The organism is Sinomonas sp. P47F7, assembly GCF_049332655.1.
GTDB lineage: Bacteria > Actinomycetota > Actinomycetes > Actinomycetales > Micrococcaceae > Sinomonas.
Genome location: NZ_CP186327.1, coordinates 3,258,205 through 3,275,966 on the forward strand (window position 1 = coordinate 3,258,205; position 17,762 = coordinate 3,275,966).

The following is a 17,762-nucleotide window of genomic DNA, read 5'->3' on the forward strand; positions in this document are numbered from 1 at the left end:
GGCACTACCTGTTAGAATTGGCACTCGGGGTCAACGACTGCTAAGTCCCCTCGTACTGCAAGGAGCGCCCGTGCCGACCTACGCCTACGCCTGCAAAGACTGCGGACATGCCTTCGACGTCGTCCAGTCCTTCAGCGACGACTCCCTCACGGTCTGCCCCGAGTGCGGTGGGAGCCTGAGGAAGAAGTTCAACAGCGTGGGCGTCGTGTTCAAGGGGAGCGGCTTCTACCGCACGGATTCCCGCAGCTCGAGCACCGTCCCCGCAGGCTCGGCGACCTCGAACGGCGGCTCCACGGGCGGCTCGTCGAGCGACGGCGGGTCCTCGAGCCCGGCCCCGGCCTCCACCCCGGCTCCTGCCGCCTCCGTGCCGGCCGCGAAGTAGCGGCTCTTCTCCTCCACAGAATTCTTTCTGGGCCCCCGTCCACATCGGGAATGGGACGCAGGCTCGTGACGGTTCGTGCCGCCTAGCGTCGGGGCATGACCCCGTTCCGTCCGCGCCGCAGGCAAGCCCCCCAGCCCTCGCGAGCCCCGGCCTCCGGAGGCCTCCGGCCCTGGGGCAGCCGACCCCGCCCCTGGCTCGCACGATTCGCTGAACGCAGGCGCCGCTCGCTCGCCGCTGCGCTCCTGTGCGCCGCGGCCGCCGCAGCGGTCTACCAGCTCACGCCGCCCTCGTCGGCGTCGTCCCCCGCGGTGGTTGCCGATGTCGATCTCCCGGCGGGGGCGACCGTCCAATCAGGGCAGCTCCGCGTTGCGCGCCTGGCCGCCGAGACGGTGCCGGACGGCGCGGTGAAGACCATCGAGACGGCCGTGGGGCACAAACTCACGGGCCCGATGCGGCGCGGAGAAGTGGTCACGGACGCCGCGCTCGTGGGGCCGGGGCTCCTGACGGGCACTCCGGCAGGCACCGTTGCGGTGCCGGTGCGTGTCGCGGATCCCGGTTCGCTCCAGCTCGTCCGAACCGGCCAGGACGTCGACATCGTGGTGAGCGAGGAGGCAAGCCGTGATGGGCCGCGGTCCACGACCGTGGCTCAGGCCGTGACGGTCCTGTGGACCGGTCAGGCCTCCGGGACGGCCAACGGCTGGCTCGGCACGGCAAAGGACACGGAGGGGCTCCTCGTCGTGGCCGCGCGTCCGGCCGAGGCCCAACAGCTCGCCGGGGCGTCAACGCGCGGGAAGGTGTTCTTCGTGCTCGTCGACGGGAAGCCCCGATGAGAACCGACGGCGAATCAGCCCCAGTGCGGCGGCCTCTGTTCGCGCAGCCAATCGTCGTGCCCGCCGACCGAGTCCGCGTCGCCCCACGACCGGGGGTCGTCCTCGGCCGCGCGCCGCGGGATGAGCGGGGCAACGTCCGAACCATCAGGGCTGTCCGCGGAGCGAAGGGCGCGCCTGCCCCGGTCGGGGGCCTCCCCGTTGCTCGCGGTCGCTCGGGTGCCCACGCCGCGCCCGCCTTCCGGCGCGGGGCGAATCGGCGCGACCGGTTGCGGGGCCTCCTCGGGGTCCACGCCGGTCGCCGGGCTCGTGACGCGGCGATGAGAGCTCAGATGATCACGTGCGGCCACGGGGGACGCCTCCTGGTACTGCTCGGGTGCTGCCTGCTGGTCTTCCGGTCGACGGGTGGGTTCGGGCTCGCGGGCGCCCCCGCCGACTGGATTGCCGCCGCGAGGGGCCGGGGCGCGATTCGATCGTGCCTGCTCCGGGGGCTGCAGGCTTGCTCCCCCGGTGTTGCGGGGGGCAGTGGCCGCGGGCTCAAGTCCCTCGCGGGCACCTTTCAGAAAGCCCGCGCCCCCACCGTCTTCGGCGTGCCCGTCGAGGCCGAGGACGTCCGCGATCATGTCGGCGGACGTGCCCGGATCCGTGAAGACCTCGATCGTCCAGAGCGTGACGTAGCGCCAGCCCATGCGCTCGAGGAGCTCCGGCCGCTGGCGGGTCCGCTCGCGCACGCTCAGCTCGCGATACCGCTTCGTCCCGTCCGATTCGACGGCGACCGGTATGCTCAGCTCCGGCTCGTCGCGGGACATGGTCAGGAGCGGATCGACGGCCGCCGCCATGTCGATCGCGCCGTCGTAGTGGTGCCACACGCGAGCGCCGCGCGAAGCAAGCCTGTCGCCGAGATCGGTCACGAGGGGATCCGCGCCGAGCGCCTCGGTGCTGGCAGCGGCGCGCGTCGCGCGGGTTCCAAGGCCAGTGCGTCCCGCGAGCTCGCGCTCGAGGAGCTCGTAGAAGTCCGACGCGCCCTCGCCGAGGCGGGTCAGGTCGAGTTCGCCGGGCTGGAAGCAGCTCAGAACGTGCATCGAGTACCGCGCGCGGCTCATCGCGAGGGCAAAGCGACGGCGCCCTCCCTGCTCGCTGAGCGGCCCGAAGTGATGCATCGCCCTGCCGTGAGGCGTCCGGCCGAAGCCGAGCGAGAAGATGATGTGGTCCCGCACGAGCCCCCCGGCCCGATCTACGGGAACCACACGGAAGGGCTCCTCGACGCCGCCGAAGAACTCCTTGGTCTCGGTGTGGTTGGCCATCTGGAGCCGAATCGCCTCGCCCACTCGGGCCGCGTGCTGCGCACTCGCGGTGACGACGGCGAGGGACGAGCCGGGGCGCTGGGCCGCGTGCTCGAACACGAGGTCCACCACGCGGTTGACCTCGGCCGCGGTCGACTCGACGTTGCCGTCCTGGCCCGCCGGCAGGCCCGTGCCTTCCGGGAGGTATTCGACGACGAGGGCGCGATCGAGTCCCGTCACGGACTGGCCGTCAGGGAGGCGGTTGAGCGCGCCGTGGTAGAAGCGCTGGCTCAGCTGGAGCCCCAAGTCCTCGTCCACACCCCGGTAGACGGTGTTGAGATGCATGGTCGGAAGCACCTTCGAGAGGGCGGTCAGGGCGCTCTCTGCCGAGTCGTCGTGGGACGGCTGACCCGTGCCCACCCCCACGGTGAAGGACTTCGGATTGCCCACGTGCGCGTCGCCGAAAGCGACGACCTGCCGCGCCCGGGCGATCGCCGGGAGTGCGGCGCGTACCGGGAGGGTGTCCGCATCGAGGATCACGACCGCGTCGAACCGCCGTCGCGCCGGGGCCGCGGAGGCGAGCGTATAGGGGCTCGCGGTCCACACTGGCGCGAGGGGGCGCACGAGCCCGCCGGCGTGGGACTCGAGGTTCGCGAGGCTGATCCGCCCGTCGCGCAGGAGGTTCCGGAGCGACTCGGCCTCTCGCGGTCGCTCATTGACTGCACGCTCCCATTCGCGGGACAGCTTCCAGCGGACCCGCGCGGGGCCGGCTTGGATGTGGGCGCGGTCGGCGCGGCGGAACTCGACCTCGGCCTGACGGAGCTGGCCGCCGTCAGACATCGCAAGGTAGTCGTCCCCGCTGATCATTGCCTCGAGGACCGATTGCCACCACGCGAGCTCGAGCTCCGAGGCGACCACCTCGGGAACGGCCTCGCGCTCGGCCAGGTCGGAAAGCAGCTCCCCGAGGCCACGCTCGCGCAGCTCGTCCTCGAGCAGCGTCCGCTCGGGGAGCGAACGCAGAGCATCGGCGCTTTCGGCAAGGTCTTGGAGACGCCCTTGAACCGCGACCACGGCCTCGTCCACGAGCGAACCTCCGGCGCGGGTGCGGGCCAGGATCGTGCCGAGCCGCCCGAGGCCCTTGTGGACCACTCGATAGTCCTCCGCCAAATCAGCAAGGCCCGACGGAACGGCCGGGTGACGCTGCGACACCGCGTAGTCGGCCCACAGAGCCCGTTGCTCCTGGACCAGGATGAGCGAGTTGTGCAGGTCGGCCAGATGCACGCCGGGGCGCACGTATTCCTTCGCGACGCGACGCAGGCGGGAACGCTGCATCGCGGGAATCTCGACGCCCCGCTCGCGACGCCACGCCGACGAGGCCGTCGCCGCGATGAGATCGTTGACGGGCCGATCGAAGATGTCCGGCGTGAACTTGTCGAGGCTTTCGCGGACCGCGACGAGCAGCTCGATCTGCTGGCCCCACTCCTCGACCGACGCGCCGAGGCGGATCTCGGAATACGACGCGACCGCGGCCATGCGCTCCCGCAACGCGGGGAGGTCGGAGACGAGCTCGTGCACGAGCTCTTGGGCGTCCTCTGTTTCACGGCGCGTGAGCATGCGGGCGCCGTACCAGGGGCTCTTCGTGGCCTCGCGGCTGAAGCTGCCGAGCTCCGCCGCGCGCTGCAGGCGCTCGGCGAGCTCGCGACGCTCCCGAATGCTGTCGAGGACGCTCCGCTTGAGCCGAACCGTCGTCGCCGGGGAGGGCTGGATCGAAGTGAGCCGCGCAAGGGATTGCATCGCCTCATAGGGAGAGCAGCCCCAGCGCTCGCGAACGTTATGGAGCGATTCAACATGTTCGATGAGCTGGTGGCGGCGCTGGCTCAGCACTCGGTGCACGCCCTCGAGGCGCGGCTGCTCGGCCTTCTCGTTGCGGACGATCGCGCGGACGAGCTGCTGCTTGAGCTGCCCGGCCGAGAGCCCGGAGCCGAGTTGGAGAAGCATCGAGCCCAAGCCGAGCTGATCGCACGTCCGGGTGAGCTCGACGAGGCTCGCGCGCCGCTCCGCGACGACGAGCACCGTACGGCCGGCATCGACGAGGTTCGCGATGACGTTCACGGCGGTCTGGGTCTGGCCCGTGCCGGGCGGGGTCTCGACCACGAAGGAATCGCCGGCGCGCGCGCTGTCGACAGCCAGCTGCTGGTCCCGGTCGGCGTCGAGCACGAGCAGCTCCTCGGCCGGGGCGCGATCGTCGATCGGGGCGAAGCGGGAGGCGTCCAGCGGCTCGGGGGCCACGTGAACCGCGCCCTTGGACGCGGCGGCCAGCGCCGCGATCACGGGGACGTCGGGGGTGATCGCAGGATCGTCGAGCGAGTTCTCGAGGTCGGCGAACGTCGAGACGAGCAGACGCGAGTCGACGGTCGCTCCAGGGATCGGGCTCAGCAGCGAGCGGACCCGTTCGAGGACAGGATGGGGATCGAGCCGTGCCGTACTGTAGGCCAAGCGCTCGATCGCGCCCGCGTCGATGTCGATGCGATGAACGGCCTGCAGGTGCCGCACGAGGGCGGGATTCAGGTGTGCCTGCTCATTGAGCTTGATCTCGAAGTCGTCCTGCTCGGATCGCACCGTCAGGGCGACGCCCGCGAGCAGCACCGGTGCGCTCACGCGGCGCGGCTTGCCCCCGACTGCCGAGGTCCACGAGGCCACGCCGGCCGCGAGATAGCCGGCGTCGATGCCCCTGTCGTTCGCCAGTTCGTAGATCTTGGCCCGAAGGTTCCGGGCAGCGCGCGCCGCGGTCGTGTAATCCTGCCGCTCGCGGATCAGGGTCGAGAGTCTGGTGCGGCGCCCCGCGAGAAGCTGGGCAAGCCCGGAGGCGTGCGCCCCGGTGAGGTCGATGACGCCTTCCGGCTTCGTCAGGAAACCCAGCATCGTGTCGGGGCCCATGACAGCGGGCAGCGACGAAAGCCATGCCTCGAGGCGGGCTCCATCTTCGTGCGTGGTCGGCTGCTGGGGCACGTCGGTGCTCTCCTCCGCGCCGTCCGGGGCGCTGCGTCGTTTGCCTGTGGACCTAATCGGCATAGCTTCGAGAGTAGCCGCTTACACGCCGAGGCCCCCGGCCGCAACGCAGCCGGGGGCCAAATCAGCGCGAGATCATTCCCATTCGATGGTTCCCGGCGGCTTGCTCGTGACGTCGAGCACCACTCGGTTGACCCCCTCGACCTCGTTCGTGATCCGATTCGAGATCCGGGCCACGAGGTCGAACGGGAGCCGGGACCAGTCCGCCGTCATGGCGTCCTCGCTCGAGACCGGGCGCAGGACGATCGGATGGCCGTAGGTGCGGCCGTCGCCCTGGACACCGACGCTTCGAACGTCGCCGAGGAGCACGACCGGCATCTGCCACACCTCGTCGTCAAGCCCCGCGGCGGTGAGCTCGTGGCGCGCGATGGCGTCGGCCTTGCGGAGAAGGTCGAGACGCTCGCCCGTCACCTCGCCGACGATCCGGATGCCGAGGCCCGGTCCCGGGAACGGCTGGCGGCCCACGATCTCCGGCGGAAGGCCGAGCTGGCGCCCCACGGCGCGCACCTCGTCCTTGAAGAGCGCACGCAGAGGCTCGACGAGCTCGAAGCGCATGTCCTCCGGAAGGCCGCCCACGTTGTGGTGGCTCTTGATGTTCGCGGCACCTTCGCCACCGCCCGACTCCACCACATCCGGGTAGAGCGTGCCCTGAACCAGGAAGCGGATCTGCTCGCCCTCGGCCTTGGCCTTCTCGACGATCGCGCGCTCGGCCTCCTCAAAGGCCCGAATGAACTCGCGGCCGATGATCTTGCGCTTCTGCTCAGGATCGGTCACGCCGGAGAGCGCCGAGAGGAAGCGCTCCTGCTCGTTCGCGACGTAGAGGTTGACGCCCGTCGCAGCGACGAAGTCACGCTCGACCTGCTCGGCCTCGCCCTCGCGCAGGAGTCCGTGGTCGACGAACACACACGTCAGCTGCTCCCCCACGGCGCGCTGCACAAGCGCCGCCGCGACGGCCGAGTCGACACCGCCAGAGAGTCCGCAGATCACGCGGGCCTCGCCCACCTGCTCGCGGATCCGGCCCACCTGCTCGTCGACAATGTTGCCCGTGGTCCAGTTGCGCTCAAGGCCCGCGACGCCGAAGAGGAAGTTCTCGAGGACCGTCTGGCCGTATTCGGAGTGCTTGACCTCCGGGTGCCACTGCACGCCGCCGAGGGCGCGGTCACGATTGACGAACGCAGCGACAGGTGCGCCCGGAGTCGTCGCGAGGACCTCGAACCCCGCCGGGGCCGCCTGCACCGAGTCGCCGTGGCTCATCCACGCGCTCTGAAGCACGGGAACGCCCGCGAGGATCGAGTGCGGCTCGCCCACGGCCGAGACCTGCGTCGCGCCGTACTCGCGGAGGCCCGTGCGGGCCACGGTCCCGCCGAGGGCGTTGGCCATCGCCTGGAAGCCGTAGCAGATGCCGAAGACGGGCACGCCCGCCTCGAACAGGTCCGGGCCGACGTTCGGGGCACCCTCCGCGTAGACGCTCGACGGTCCGCCCGAAAGGATGATGGCGGCCGGGTTCTTGGCGAGGATCTGCTCGGTGGTCAGCGTATGCGGAACGATCTCGGAATAGACGTTCGCCTCACGGACCCGCCGCGCGATGAGCTGCGCGTACTGGGCTCCGTAATCGACCACCAGCACCGGCCTGTGGGCTGTCTGCGAGCCTGCGCTCTGGGATGCTGTTGTCACCCGTCAAGCCTACCGGAAGCCCGGCTCAGTACCGCTGGCCGGCGTCGGGGTGCGCGACGAGCTCGCGCTCCACTTCGGCGTGCATGCGGCGCTCGACGATGAAGGAGAGGAACGGCACCACGCCGCCGAGTGCCATGAGGATGAACCGCAGGAACGGCCAGCGCATGAGCGACCACAGCCGGAAGTTCGAGATGAGGTACAGGACGTACATCCACCCGTGCACGATGAGGATCGTGATCGAGACGTTGAAACCGCCCACGACTCCCGCTGGATCGGCGTCGGCGAAGCCGAATGCGAACGGCTTCCCGGTGAACGCGTCGGAGCCGCCGGCGAAGATGAACTTGCCGAAGCCGTAGCGCAGGACCATCTCGACGCACAGGAGCAGGAGCATCGATCCGGTCGCGTACGCCATGACCTTGTAGAAGCCGAGCGCCGATCGGATCTGCGCGACGGTGCCGCCGAAGCGGCGCTGGGGCGTGCGCCCGGTGGCGGGCTTGGGGTCGATCACGGTGTTCCTCCGGTGGTGGATGTTGATGCGGCCGCCGCGTCGGCCTCCGCCTCGAGCTGCCGTTCGTAGTCGTCGCGGACGAGCCGCCACCACAGGAAGACGGCGAAGCCCGCGAACACGACCCACTCGACCGCGTAGAAGATATTGAGCCAGTTCACGGGAGCGGAGGCCGGCTGGGCCGCGATGTCGAGCGGCTTGAGCGAGCCGTTCACCGCCGCGGCAGCCTGGTCGCCGGCCGACGTGACCTCGTGGGTCGAGCTCACGAAGCCCGGGTAGCTCTGCACGTCCCACGCGTTGATGAGCTCAGCGACGGAGACCATCGAGGCCTGCCCGGCCGCCGGGCTCTTGTCCTGCTGCGGCGCCTCCGAAGGCAGCAAGCGGCCCGTGAGCTGGACAGCGCCCGACGGCGGCGGGCTGGCCTGAGAGCGGTCCGCGATCCATCCGCGCGCCACGGGGATCACGATGGTGCGGTCGTCGCCCACGGCGGGGGCGCCGTCGACCACGAACGCCGTGACGACCCACCAGCCGGACTGGCCGTCGCGCAGGCGGTGGGGAACCACGAGCTGGCGGCTCGCGTCGAAGTGCCCGGTCGCCGTCACCATCTGATCCGCGGCCGCTGCGGGGAAGGCTCGTCCGGGCGTGAGCGTCGAGGTGAGGGGCCGCAGATCTTCGGTGGTCGTCACGACGGGCGGGGCGTCGGAAGTCGACCGCGAGAACTGCCATTGGCTCAAGAGGACGAAGACGCCCGAGACCGCGAGCGCGGCGACGAGCGCCAAGAGCCAGCGGGGCTTGAGGGCGGTTCGGAGCACCCCTCAACGGTACTCCGACAAGCTGTAGAAAACCGAAACGGGACCCCGGCCCCGAGCCCCTCAGTCGCCGAAGACGAGGGCCGAGTTGACGAGCTCGGAGATGATGTCGGCGTCGTTCGCGCGGCGCAGCGATTCGCGGAAGCCGTCCTTCGAGAGCGAGCGCGCGATCGTTGCGAGCACCTCGAGATGCTCGGAGAAGCTCGAGGCCGGAGTGGCGATGAGCAGGACGACGTACGCCGGCCCGTCGACTGCGCCGAAGTCCACAGCGTGCCCGTAGCGCGCGACGCCCACGGCGATCGACGGCTCGGTGACGTGCTCGCTGCGCGCGTGCGGCAGCCCGATGCCCCCGGGGAGGCCGGTGGCGAGCTGATGCTCGCGAGCGCCCACATCGGCGAGGAAGGCATCGAGATCGTCGACGCGCCCCTCGGCGGCGAGCCGCGAGGCCAGCTGCCGCGCGGCGTCGTGCCTGTCTGTGGCCTCCATCTCGAGGATGACGAGCCCTGGGGTGGTCAGCTGGGCGTCATAGCGATCGAAAGGTTGGGGCATGCCGCTATTTTACGTGCGAGCCGACGCCCGTCCCGCCGGTCGAAGAGGTCATTTGACGCTCCGCGTCACTTGACGGGGATGATGTCCGCGGCGCCGAGCCGCACGCCGTCGGCCGTCGCGTCGTCGGGCTGCTCTTGGCTCAGCCGCTCCGCCTCGACGCGCTTGAGGTAGTGCCTCGTCTCGTTCTCGCGCTGGACGTCGCTCCAGTCAAGGAGCGGGGCCATGAGCTCCGCGACAAGGGGAGCCGCCGAGACGCCGCGGTCCCACGCCTCGATCGAGATCCGGGTGCGCCGCGTGAGGACGTCCTCGACGTGCCGCGCCGCCTCATGCGTCACGGCGTACACGACTTCGGCGCGGAGATAGTCGTCGGCGCCTGGAAGCGGTTGCGCGAGCGTGGGGTCCTCGGCGATGAGGTCGAGGACCTCGGGCGCCAGCGAGCCGTAGCGGTTGAGGAGGTGCTCGACCCGGGCGACGTGCACCCCGGCCGAGTCGGCGAGCCGCTGGCGCCGGTTCCACACGGCCTTGAAGCCGTCCGCGCCCAAGAGCGGGATCCGATCCGTGACGCTCGCGGGAACTCGCTCGTCCATGCTCCGGACCGCCTCGTCGACGGCGTCGCGGGCCATGATCCGGTACGTCGTGAACTTGCCACCGGCCACGACGACCATCCCAGGCACGGGATGCGCCACGATGTGCTCGCGGCTGAGCTTCGCCGTCGACTCGTTCTCGCCCGCGAGCAGCGGCCGCAGGCCCGCGTACACGCCCTCGACGTCCTCGCGCGTGAGCGGGCGGCGGAGCACCCGGTTGACATGCTCGAGGATGTAGTCGATGTCCTTGCTCGACGCCGCCGGATGAGCCTTGTCGAGCTTCCACTCGGTGTCGGTCGTGCCGATGATCCAGTGCCGCCCCCACGGAATCACGAAGAGCACCGACTTCTCCGTGCGCAGGATGAGGCCCACGGTCGACTGGAAGCGGTCACGCGGCACCACGAGGTGCACGCCCTTCGACGCGCGGACCTTGAGCTGCCCGCGGTCCGTGATCATGCCTTGCGTCTCGTCCGTCCACACGCCGGTCGCGTTGATGACCTGTTGGGCGCGGATGTCGAAAGCGTCGCCGGTCTCGAGATCCCGCACGTGCGCGCCGACCACGCGCTCCCCCTCGCGCAGGAAGCTCTCGACGCGCAGGCGGTTCACGGCGTGGGCGCCATGGAACGCTGCCGTCCGGACAATGGTCGTCACCATCCGCGCGTCGTCGACTTGCGCGTCGTAGTAGCGGATGGCGCCGATCATCGCGTCGTCCTTGAGGCTCGGCGCAGCCCGCAGCGTGCCGCGGCGGAACATGTGCTTGTGCAGCGGGACGCCGTTGCCGTGGCCGCTCGTGAGGCCGAGGGTGTCGTACATGACCATGCCCATCCCCACGTACGGGCGCTCCCACCACCGCCGTGTGAGCGGGTACAGGAACGGGACCGGTCTGACGAGATGCGGCGCGATCCTCTGCAGGAGGAGGCCGCGCTCCTTGAGTGCCTCCTGGACGAGCCGGAAGTCGAGCATCTCGAGATAGCGGAGCCCGCCGTGGATGAGCTTCGACGATCGCGACGACGTGCCCGAGGCCCAATCGCGCTGCTCGACGATTCCGACCTCGAGCCCGCGCGTGGCCGCATCAAGCGCCGCCCCGGCGCCGACGATCCCGCCGCCCACGATGAGGACGTCGAGCTCCTTGCCCGGCTGCGCCGTGGCCTTGAGCCGCTCGATCGCGCCCGTCCGGCCCTCCGGGCCCAAGTGTCCTGGCATCGGTCCGTGCCCCCTCGTCCGGAAGAGAATTCCTGCTTGGAGTTTAGGCAGAGCGTCAAGAACCCGCCCCTCTTCGAGCCCGCCCTACGGCACGGGCCGGCGCTACCGCCCGGCGTACGGCGAGACGACGACGTCGACCCGCTGGAACTCCTTGAGCTCCAAGTAGCCGCTCGTCGCCATCGACCGCCGCAGCATGCCCACGAGGTTCGAGGTTCCGTCCGGGTGGTGGCCCGGGCCGAACAGCACCTCGCGCATCGGCCCGACCGTCCCGATGTTGACGCGCTCGCCGCGGGGGGTCTCGGGGTGGTGCGCCTCGGCGCCCCAATGCCAGCCGCGCCCGGGGGCCTCGGCGGCCCGCGCGAGCGCCGAGCCGAGCATGACCGCGTCGGCGCCCATCGCGATCGCCTTGACGATATCGCCAGAGGTGCCCATGCCGCCGTCGGCAATGACGTGGACGTACCGGCCGCCGGACTCGTCCATGTAGTCGCGCCGCGCCGCCGCGACGTCGCTGATGGCCGACGCGAGCGGAGAGTGGATGCCGAGCGCGCGCCGCGTGGTCGTCGTCGCTCCCCCGCCGAAGCCCACGAGCACGCCCGCCGCGCCCGTGCGCATGAGGTGAAGCGCGGGGGTATAGCCCGCCGCCCCGCCGACGATCACCGGGACGTCGAGCTCGTAGATGAACTTCTTGAGGTTGAGCGGCTCCTGGTTCTTCGAGACGTGCTCGGCGGAGACCGTCGTGCCCCGGATGACGAAGAGATCGACGCCGGCCGCGAGCACCGTCTTGTAGTGGCTCACCGTGCCCGACGGCGTGAGGGCGCCCGCGACGGTCACGCCCGCCTCGCGGATCTCGGCGAGGCGCGACGTGATGAGCTCGGGGTCGACGGGCGCGGTGTAGAGCTCCTGGAGGCGGCGCGTGACCGCGGGGCTCGACGGCTCGCCGTCGAGCGCGGCGATCTCGGCGAGAACCGGCTCGGGGTTTTCGTACCGCGTCCACAGGCCCTCGAGGTCGAGGACGCCGAGGCCGCCGAGGCGGCCGAGCTCGACCGCCGTGGCGGGCGACATGACCGAGTCCATCGGGGCGGCGATGACCGGCATCTCGAAGCGGTACGCATCGATCTGCCACGAGACCGAGACATCCTCGGGATCCCTGGTGCGCCGGTTCGGCACAATCGCGATGTCGTCGAGGGAGTACGCGCGCCGCCCACGCTTGCCGCGGCCGATTTCGATCTCGTAGGTCACGGCCTCTACCTTAGCGATTCAGGGGCGCTGCCGCGCTATGGGGGTCGGGAGTAGCGTGTGGTCGCCTCTTGTCGGCTTACGTCCTCGGGGCGGATCCTCGTGAGGTCGGCCGCGCGACGCCGGTCGGACTATGGTGCGTGCGAGCCTGTACCTTAGCCTGGCGCGGAAGGACTTCCACGGGAACCGTGGATTGTTGCCCCGAGCAGGAGTGTTAGATTCCTTACCTTCATCCCTGTCCTTCCCGCGGCCGACCTGATGAGGGAGGAGCAGGCGATGGACGTGGTGCACGAGCGTGCGGCGGGGATGGACATCTCCAAACGCGACGCGAAGGTCGCCGTCCGGGTCCCGGGCAAGCGCGCAGGCACGTTCACGACGGACGTGACGACGTGGGGCTCCACCGTGGGGCAGATCCTGGAGCTGATCGAGTTCCTCGAGGCCCAGCAGGTCACCACGGTGGTGATGGAGGCGACAAGCGACTACTGGAAGCCGTTCTGCTTCCTGATGGAGGACCGCCTTCCGGTGATGCTGGTCAACGCGAAGCAGGCCAGGAACATCCCGGGGCGAAAAACCGACGTGTCGGACTCGGCGTGGCTGGCTCAGCTGGCCGCGCACGGGCTGCTGCGGCCCTCGTTCGTCCCGCCCGAGCCCATCCGGCAGCTGCGCGACCTCACCCGCGCCAGGGCGGTGGCGGTGCGGGACCGGACCCGGCAGGTCCAGCGGCTGGAGAAGTTCCTCGAGTCCTCCGGGATCAAGCTCTCCGCGGTCGCCTCCGAGCTGACCGGGGCCTCGTCCCGGGCGATCCTGGACGCGCTGGTCGCAGGAGAGCGGGATCCGCAGCAGCTGGCGCAGCTGGCCAGAGGGACGCTGCGGAACAAGATCCCGCAGCTGGTCGAGGCGCTGCAGGGCAGGTTCACCGACCACCACGCGTTCATGGTCACGGAGTACCTGACCCAGATCGACACGGCAACCGGGATGATCGACCGGCTCACAGCACGGATCGAGGACGCGATCGCCCCCTTTCGCCTCGCCCGCCAGGCGCTGACGACGATCCCCGGCATCTCGACCGCCGTCGCGGAGGTGATCATCGCCGAGACCGGAGCGGACATGGCCGTGTTCGAAACCCCGGGGCATCTGGCGTCCTGGGCCGGGGTGTGCCCCGGCTCGAACGAGTCGGCCGGGCGGGTCAAGTCGTCGCACACCCGCCCCGGGGACAAGTACCTCAAAGCCGCGCTCGGAGTCGCCGCGATGTCGGTCTCGCGCGCCCAGGGGACCTACCTCGCCGCCAAGTACCGACGCATCGCCGCCCGGCGTGGCCCCGTCTTGGCCGTCGTAGCAATCGAGCACGCCATCCTGACCGCGGCCTGGCACATGCTTCGAAACGGCGAGGTCTACACCGACCCCGGCGCCGACTACTGCACCCGGCTCAACCCACAGAAAGCCACCAACAGGGCCATCCGCCAGCTCCAGAACCTCGGCTACAACGTCACCATCACTCCAGCGCCCGCCTGAACCCGCCACCTACTCCCGTATTAGTCGACCGTGCGCCCAGTCGACCCGGCAGCGGGAGGCTCCGACAGCGAAGGCCCCCCGCCCGGGACAGGGGCGAGGGGCCTTCGCTGCTGGAACTGCAACCGCATACGAGCAGGCTGTGCTGCGCCGCGCCTCGCTTGCTCGCACAAGGGGCGCGAGAGGAACGCTACTTGCGGTAGTTCGGGGCCTCGGCCGTCATCATGATGTCGTGCGGGTGGCTCTCCTTGAGCCCCGCGGACGTGATGCGGACGAACTTGCCCTTGGCCTTGAGCTCGTCGATGGTGTGCGCGCCCACGTAGAACATGGTCTGGCGCAGGCCGCCGACGAGCTGGTGGGCCACCGCGGCGAGGGGACCGCGGTACGGGACCTGGCCCTCGATGCCCTCGGGGATGAGCTTCTCGTCGTTCGGGACGTCGGCCTGGAAGTAGCGGTCCTTCGAGTACGAGGTGTTCTTGCCCCGCGTCTGCATCGCGCCGAGCGAGCCCATGCCGCGATAGGACTTGAACTGCTTGCCGTTCATGAAGACGAGGTCGCCGGGGGCCTCGGCGGTGCCCGCGAGAAGCGAGCCGAGCATGACCGAGTCGGCGCCGGCGACGATCGCCTTGCCGATGTCGCCCGAGTACTGGAGGCCGCCGTCGGCAATGAGCGGGACGCCCGCCGGAATCGCAGCCTTCGACGACTCGTAGATCGCCGTGATCTGCGGGACCCCGACGCCCGCGACGACGCGGGTCGTGCAGATCGAGCCGGGCCCGACGCCGACCTTGATCGCGTCCGCGCCCGCGTCGACGAGCGCCTGCGCGCCCTCGCGGGTCGCGGCCTGGCCGCCGATGACGTCGACATGCGCCGCGGCGGGGTCCCTCTTGAGGCGCGCGATCATGTCGAGCACGCCTTGGCTGTAACCGTTCGCCGTGTCGACGACGAGGACGTCCACACCAGCCTCGACCATCGTCATGGCGCGCTCGTAGCCCTCGCCGAAGAAGCCGACCGCGGCGCCGACGCGGAGCCGGCCCGCCTCGTCCTTCGTCGCGTTCGGGTACAGATCAGCCTTCTCGAAGTCCTTGACCGTGATGAGGCCCTGGAGGATGCCCTCGTCGTCCACGAGCGGAAGCTTCTCGATGCGGTGCTTGCCGAGGAGGCCGATGACCTCGTCGCGGCCCACGCCGACCTTCGCCGTCACGAGCGGCATGGGCGTCATGACCTCGTAGACCTTGCGGGTCGCGAACTCCTCGTGCGCGATGAAGCGCGTGTCGCGATTGGTGATGATGCCGAGCAGGCGCCGGTTCTCGTCCACCACGGGGAGACCCGAGACTCGATAGTGCGCGCACAGGTCGTCGAGCTCGCGGAGGGTCGCGTCCGGCGAGACCGTGACGGGCTTCGTGATCATGCCGGACTCGCTGCGCTTGACCTGATCGACCTGCTCCGCCTGATCCTGAATGGAAAGGTTGCGGTGCAGGATGCCGATGCCGCCCTGACGCGCGAGGCTGATCGCCATGCGGGCCTCGGTCACGGTGTCCATCGCGGCGGAAAGGACCGGGATGCCGAGGCGGATGCGGCGCGAGAGGCGGGTCGACGTGTCCGCTTCGGACGGGATGACGTCGGTGGGGCCGGGCAGCAGGAGGACGTCATCGTAGGTGAGTCCCAGGAAGCCGAACGGGTCGTGCTCAGGGGCGGTGGTCATGAGTGCTCCTTGGCCGTGCGCCGGTAGGGTGCGGCGCGAACTGACAGAAGTGCTGATGACCAGCCAGTAGTTACGGGACTGGTCTGCTGCGGTGCTTTCTATCCTAAACTTCCCTGCACCGCGCTGGTATTCCGTAGGACCCCGCGGTGACGAAAGCCACAGTCAGCGGCGCGTCACGACCACCCCGTGGCGGCGAGGAGCCGCTCGCCGAGCTGGGACGACATCGACGCCGCATAGGTCCGCGTGAGGTGATTGTCGTCCATGTAGACGTACATGTTCCCGATCACGCCGGTGCACGTGCCGTTGGGGCATACGAGGTCCGTCATGTCGATGGCCGCGAAGTGGTCCGTATGCTCCGCGGCGAACGCCTCGAGCGGATCCTGCTGCGCGAGCACGCTCGAGAGCGACGGGTTGCACTCCGCGCTCGACGCGCCGTTCCGCACCACGCAGTCCGCCATGTCAAACGTGTAGCGCGGGTTGTCGCGGATCGCGACGACCTCGGTGCCCTTCGCCGTGAGCGCGGCGACCGTCTGGTCGAGCCCCGGGGTGAGCGTCTCCGCCGACGACGACGCGGACGCCACGGTCCCGACCATGAACACCGCGCTCGGCGGGTTGGCGGCGAGGTACGCGGACACGTCCGCGTTGAACTTGTTGCACGCGGTATTCGGCGTCGTGACGCTCGGCGTGTAGATGCATCCGCCCAACAGGAGCGTCACGACGCGCCAGCCGTGCTGCGCGGCGACCGGCGCGAGCGCGGCCGTCCACTGCTCCGCGTGGGAATCGCCGACGACGACGATCGTCTTCGAGGCGCTCGACCCCGCGTTGGTCATGAGGCAATCGCCTTGGATGCTCGCGGGAACCTTGAGATCAGCCGAGCACTTCGACGGCGGCGCATACCAGTCGTTCGGGAGGTTCTGGGCGAGCGGGAGCAGCTGCGCGGTCGGGGACGCCTGGCTCGTGTAGCCCGGGACAAGCACGGCGGCCCCGGGGTTGTTGACGTCCGCCTTCGCCTCGGCCGCGTTCGACTTCGTCTGGATGGTCGCCTGCACCCCGGCGATGGGGACGATCGCGACGAGCGCGCACGCGACCACCCCGACCACTCCGTTCCGGAGCCGGACCTCGGGCCACTTCCACGCGCGCCACGGACGGTCCACGAACCGGATCGTGGCCCACGCGAGCACGAGCGAGAGCAGGATCGCGCAAGTCCCGAGAAGCCAGCCGGCGCGCTCCTCGTCGCGCCACGTGAGCGCGATCACGAGCACGGGCCAGTGCCACAGGTAGAGCCCGTAGGAGATGTCACCGAGCTTGCGGAGCGGCCGGGACGCGAGGAAGCGATGCGCGCCGAACCGGCCGCCGTGCTGGGCGGCGAGGATGACGGCGGCGCCGGACAGCGTGGGCCACAGCGCGATCGCGCCCGGGAACGCGGTCTCGACGTTCAGCACGATGCCGCACGCGACGATCGAGGCGACGCCCAGCCAGCCGATGAGGACCGCGATCCATGGGCGAATCCGCACGCGATCGATCACGAGGGCGAGGAGGCTCCCGAGCGCAAACTCCCACACGCGGGCCGGCAGGGAGAAGTAGGCCTGGACCTGGTTCACGAGCGTGTCGATCACCGAGTAGATGAACGACGCCGCGAACACCGCCCCGAACGCGTACGCGAGCAACCGCTCGTAGCGGAGCCGGAACCGCCGCGCGATCGCGCCCAGCGCGACAAAAAGGAGCGGGAAGAGGATGAAGATCTGGCCCTGGATCGAGAGCGACCAGAAGTGCTGGAACGGGCTCGCGAGCTCGTGGTTCTGCGCGTAGTAGTTCACGGCGTCGCTCTGCAGGAGCCAGTTCTCGGCGTACGCGAGTGAGGCGAGGCCCTGCTGGAGGACGGCCGACCACCGGGTCGCGGGCAGGAACAGGACGGTCGCGGCAACCGTGCCCGCAATCGTCACGACGGCGGCGGGCATGAGCCGGCGGAAGACGTGGAGCCAGTGCTTGACGAGCTTGGTCCGCTCGCCGCGGCGATGCCGGGCCACGAACTGGCCGGTCATGAGGAACGCCGAGATCATGAGGAAAACGTCCACGCCGCCCGAGACACGCCCGAGCCACACGTGGTAGAGGACCACGAGAAGCACCGCGACGGCCCGGAGGCCCTGGATCTCCGGCCGAAACGCCCGCGGCGCCGCGGGGGACGGCTCGGTGCCGCGCCCAGGGTGACGTGCCGCCGTCGTCCGTTCAGTAGGCGTTGGCCAGTCGGTCGTCTCGGTCGTCACGCGCGCATCTCCTCGTTTCGTTCTGCCCCACCATTCCCCCGCGAGAGCCTGTGCAGATCTTGTGAAGGCCATAGCTTCCGGGTGTGAACCCCCGTGGTGGGCGCGCCGGCCCCGGGCCGCCGCACCGCGCGCCAAAGCAACGGGGGCCGTCCCAGCGAGCTGGGAC

Annotated in this window: 12 protein-coding genes; 3 read left to right on the forward strand and 9 right to left on the reverse strand. The window is 70.0% G+C overall.

What is annotated here, in order from left to right; all coding sequences use genetic code 11:
• Nucleotides 1-70: 70 nt before the first annotated feature.
• Complete coding sequence (locus tag ACOKR1_RS15170; protein ID WP_422933817.1) at nucleotides 71-382, forward strand: FmdB family zinc ribbon protein; 312 nt, start codon at nucleotides 71-73, stop codon at nucleotides 380-382.
• 95 nt (nucleotides 383-477) lie between these two features.
• On the forward strand, nucleotides 478-1,212 hold the full coding sequence (cpaB, locus tag ACOKR1_RS15175; RefSeq protein WP_422933818.1) for a Flp pilus assembly protein CpaB: 735 nt from the start codon (nucleotides 478-480) through the stop codon (nucleotides 1,210-1,212).
• Nucleotides 1,213-1,226: 14 nt separating this feature from the next.
• Here cpaB and ACOKR1_RS15180 read toward each other — a convergent pair whose 3' ends face one another.
• The 7 genes from ACOKR1_RS15180 to ACOKR1_RS15210 all read right to left on the reverse strand — a co-directional run bounded on the left by ACOKR1_RS15180 (nucleotide 1,227) and on the right by ACOKR1_RS15210 (nucleotide 12,124).
• Nucleotides 1,227-5,564 carry a DUF4011 domain-containing protein gene (locus ACOKR1_RS15180; protein WP_422933819.1) on the reverse strand — a complete coding sequence of 1,446 codons (4,338 nt, stop codon included), beginning with the start codon at nucleotides 5,562-5,564 and terminating at the stop codon, nucleotides 1,227-1,229.
• 72 nt (nucleotides 5,565-5,636) lie between these two features.
• Complete coding sequence (gene guaA, locus ACOKR1_RS15185) at nucleotides 5,637-7,187, reverse strand: glutamine-hydrolyzing GMP synthase (RefSeq protein ID WP_415854340.1); 1,551 nt, start codon at nucleotides 7,185-7,187, stop codon at nucleotides 5,637-5,639.
• 73 nt (nucleotides 7,188-7,260) lie between these two features.
• Entirely contained in the window at nucleotides 7,261-7,743 is a 483-nt protein-coding gene (locus ACOKR1_RS15190; RefSeq protein WP_422933820.1) for a DUF3817 domain-containing protein, read from the reverse strand.
• On the reverse strand, nucleotides 7,740-8,552 hold the full coding sequence (locus ACOKR1_RS15195) for an SURF1 family protein (RefSeq protein ID WP_422933821.1): 813 nt from the start codon (nucleotides 8,550-8,552) through the stop codon (nucleotides 7,740-7,742). The genes ACOKR1_RS15190 and ACOKR1_RS15195 overlap by 4 nt, the downstream gene beginning before the upstream one ends.
• 60 nt (nucleotides 8,553-8,612) lie before the next feature.
• A complete protein-coding gene (locus ACOKR1_RS15200) occupies nucleotides 8,613-9,098 on the reverse strand; it encodes a PTS sugar transporter subunit IIA (RefSeq protein ID WP_422933822.1) in 486 nt (161 codons plus the stop codon).
• A 65-nt stretch (nucleotides 9,099-9,163) separates the two neighbouring features.
• Nucleotides 9,164-10,885, reverse strand: coding sequence for a glycerol-3-phosphate dehydrogenase/oxidase (locus ACOKR1_RS15205; RefSeq protein WP_422933823.1), 1,722 nt, complete (start codon nucleotides 10,883-10,885; stop codon nucleotides 9,164-9,166).
• Nucleotides 10,886-10,987: 102 nt separating this feature from the next.
• Nucleotides 10,988-12,124 (reverse strand): GuaB3 family IMP dehydrogenase-related protein, encoded by a 1,137-nt coding sequence (locus tag ACOKR1_RS15210; protein WP_415854332.1) that lies wholly within the window; start codon nucleotides 12,122-12,124, stop codon nucleotides 10,988-10,990.
• A gap of 273 nt (nucleotides 12,125-12,397) precedes the next feature.
• On the opposite strand from ACOKR1_RS15210, the gene ACOKR1_RS15215 reads away from it, so the two are divergent.
• The gene (locus ACOKR1_RS15215) at nucleotides 12,398-13,633 is read left to right on the forward strand and encodes an IS110 family transposase (RefSeq protein WP_422933824.1); all 1,236 of its coding nucleotides are present in this window, start codon (nucleotides 12,398-12,400) and stop codon (nucleotides 13,631-13,633) included.
• Nucleotides 13,634-13,820: 187 nt separating this feature from the next.
• Here ACOKR1_RS15215 and guaB read toward each other — a convergent pair whose 3' ends face one another.
• Both guaB and ACOKR1_RS15225 read right to left on the reverse strand, forming a co-directional pair.
• Nucleotides 13,821-15,332 carry an IMP dehydrogenase gene (gene guaB / locus ACOKR1_RS15220; protein WP_422933825.1) on the reverse strand — a complete coding sequence of 504 codons (1,512 nt, stop codon included), beginning with the start codon at nucleotides 15,330-15,332 and terminating at the stop codon, nucleotides 13,821-13,823.
• 173 nt (nucleotides 15,333-15,505) lie between these two features.
• Nucleotides 15,506-17,596: an acyltransferase family protein gene (locus ACOKR1_RS15225; RefSeq protein ID WP_422933826.1), complete on the reverse strand. Its 2,091-nt coding sequence runs from the start codon at nucleotides 17,594-17,596 to the stop codon at nucleotides 15,506-15,508.
• Between the last annotated feature and the right edge of the window lie 166 nt (nucleotides 17,597-17,762).

Excerpts from the sequence above, each read along its gene's own strand:
- ACOKR1_RS15200 (WP_422933822.1), bottom strand. The coding sequence starts at position 9,098 with ATGCCCCAACCTTTCGATCGCTATGACGCCCAGCTGACCACCCCAGGG.
- cpaB (WP_422933818.1), top strand. The coding sequence starts at position 478 with ATGACCCCGTTCCGTCCGCGCCGCAGGCAAGCCCCCCAGCCCTCGCGA.
- ACOKR1_RS15215 (WP_422933824.1), top strand. The coding sequence starts at position 12,398 with ATGGACGTGGTGCACGAGCGTGCGGCGGGGATGGACATCTCCAAACGC.
- guaB (WP_422933825.1), bottom strand. The coding sequence starts at position 15,332 with ATGACCACCGCCCCTGAGCACGACCCGTTCGGCTTCCTGGGACTCACC.
- ACOKR1_RS15180 (WP_422933819.1), bottom strand. The coding sequence starts at position 5,564 with ATGCCGATTAGGTCCACAGGCAAACGACGCAGCGCCCCGGACGGCGCG.
- ACOKR1_RS15205 (WP_422933823.1), bottom strand. The coding sequence starts at position 10,885 with ATGCCAGGACACTTGGGCCCGGAGGGCCGGACGGGCGCGATCGAGCGG.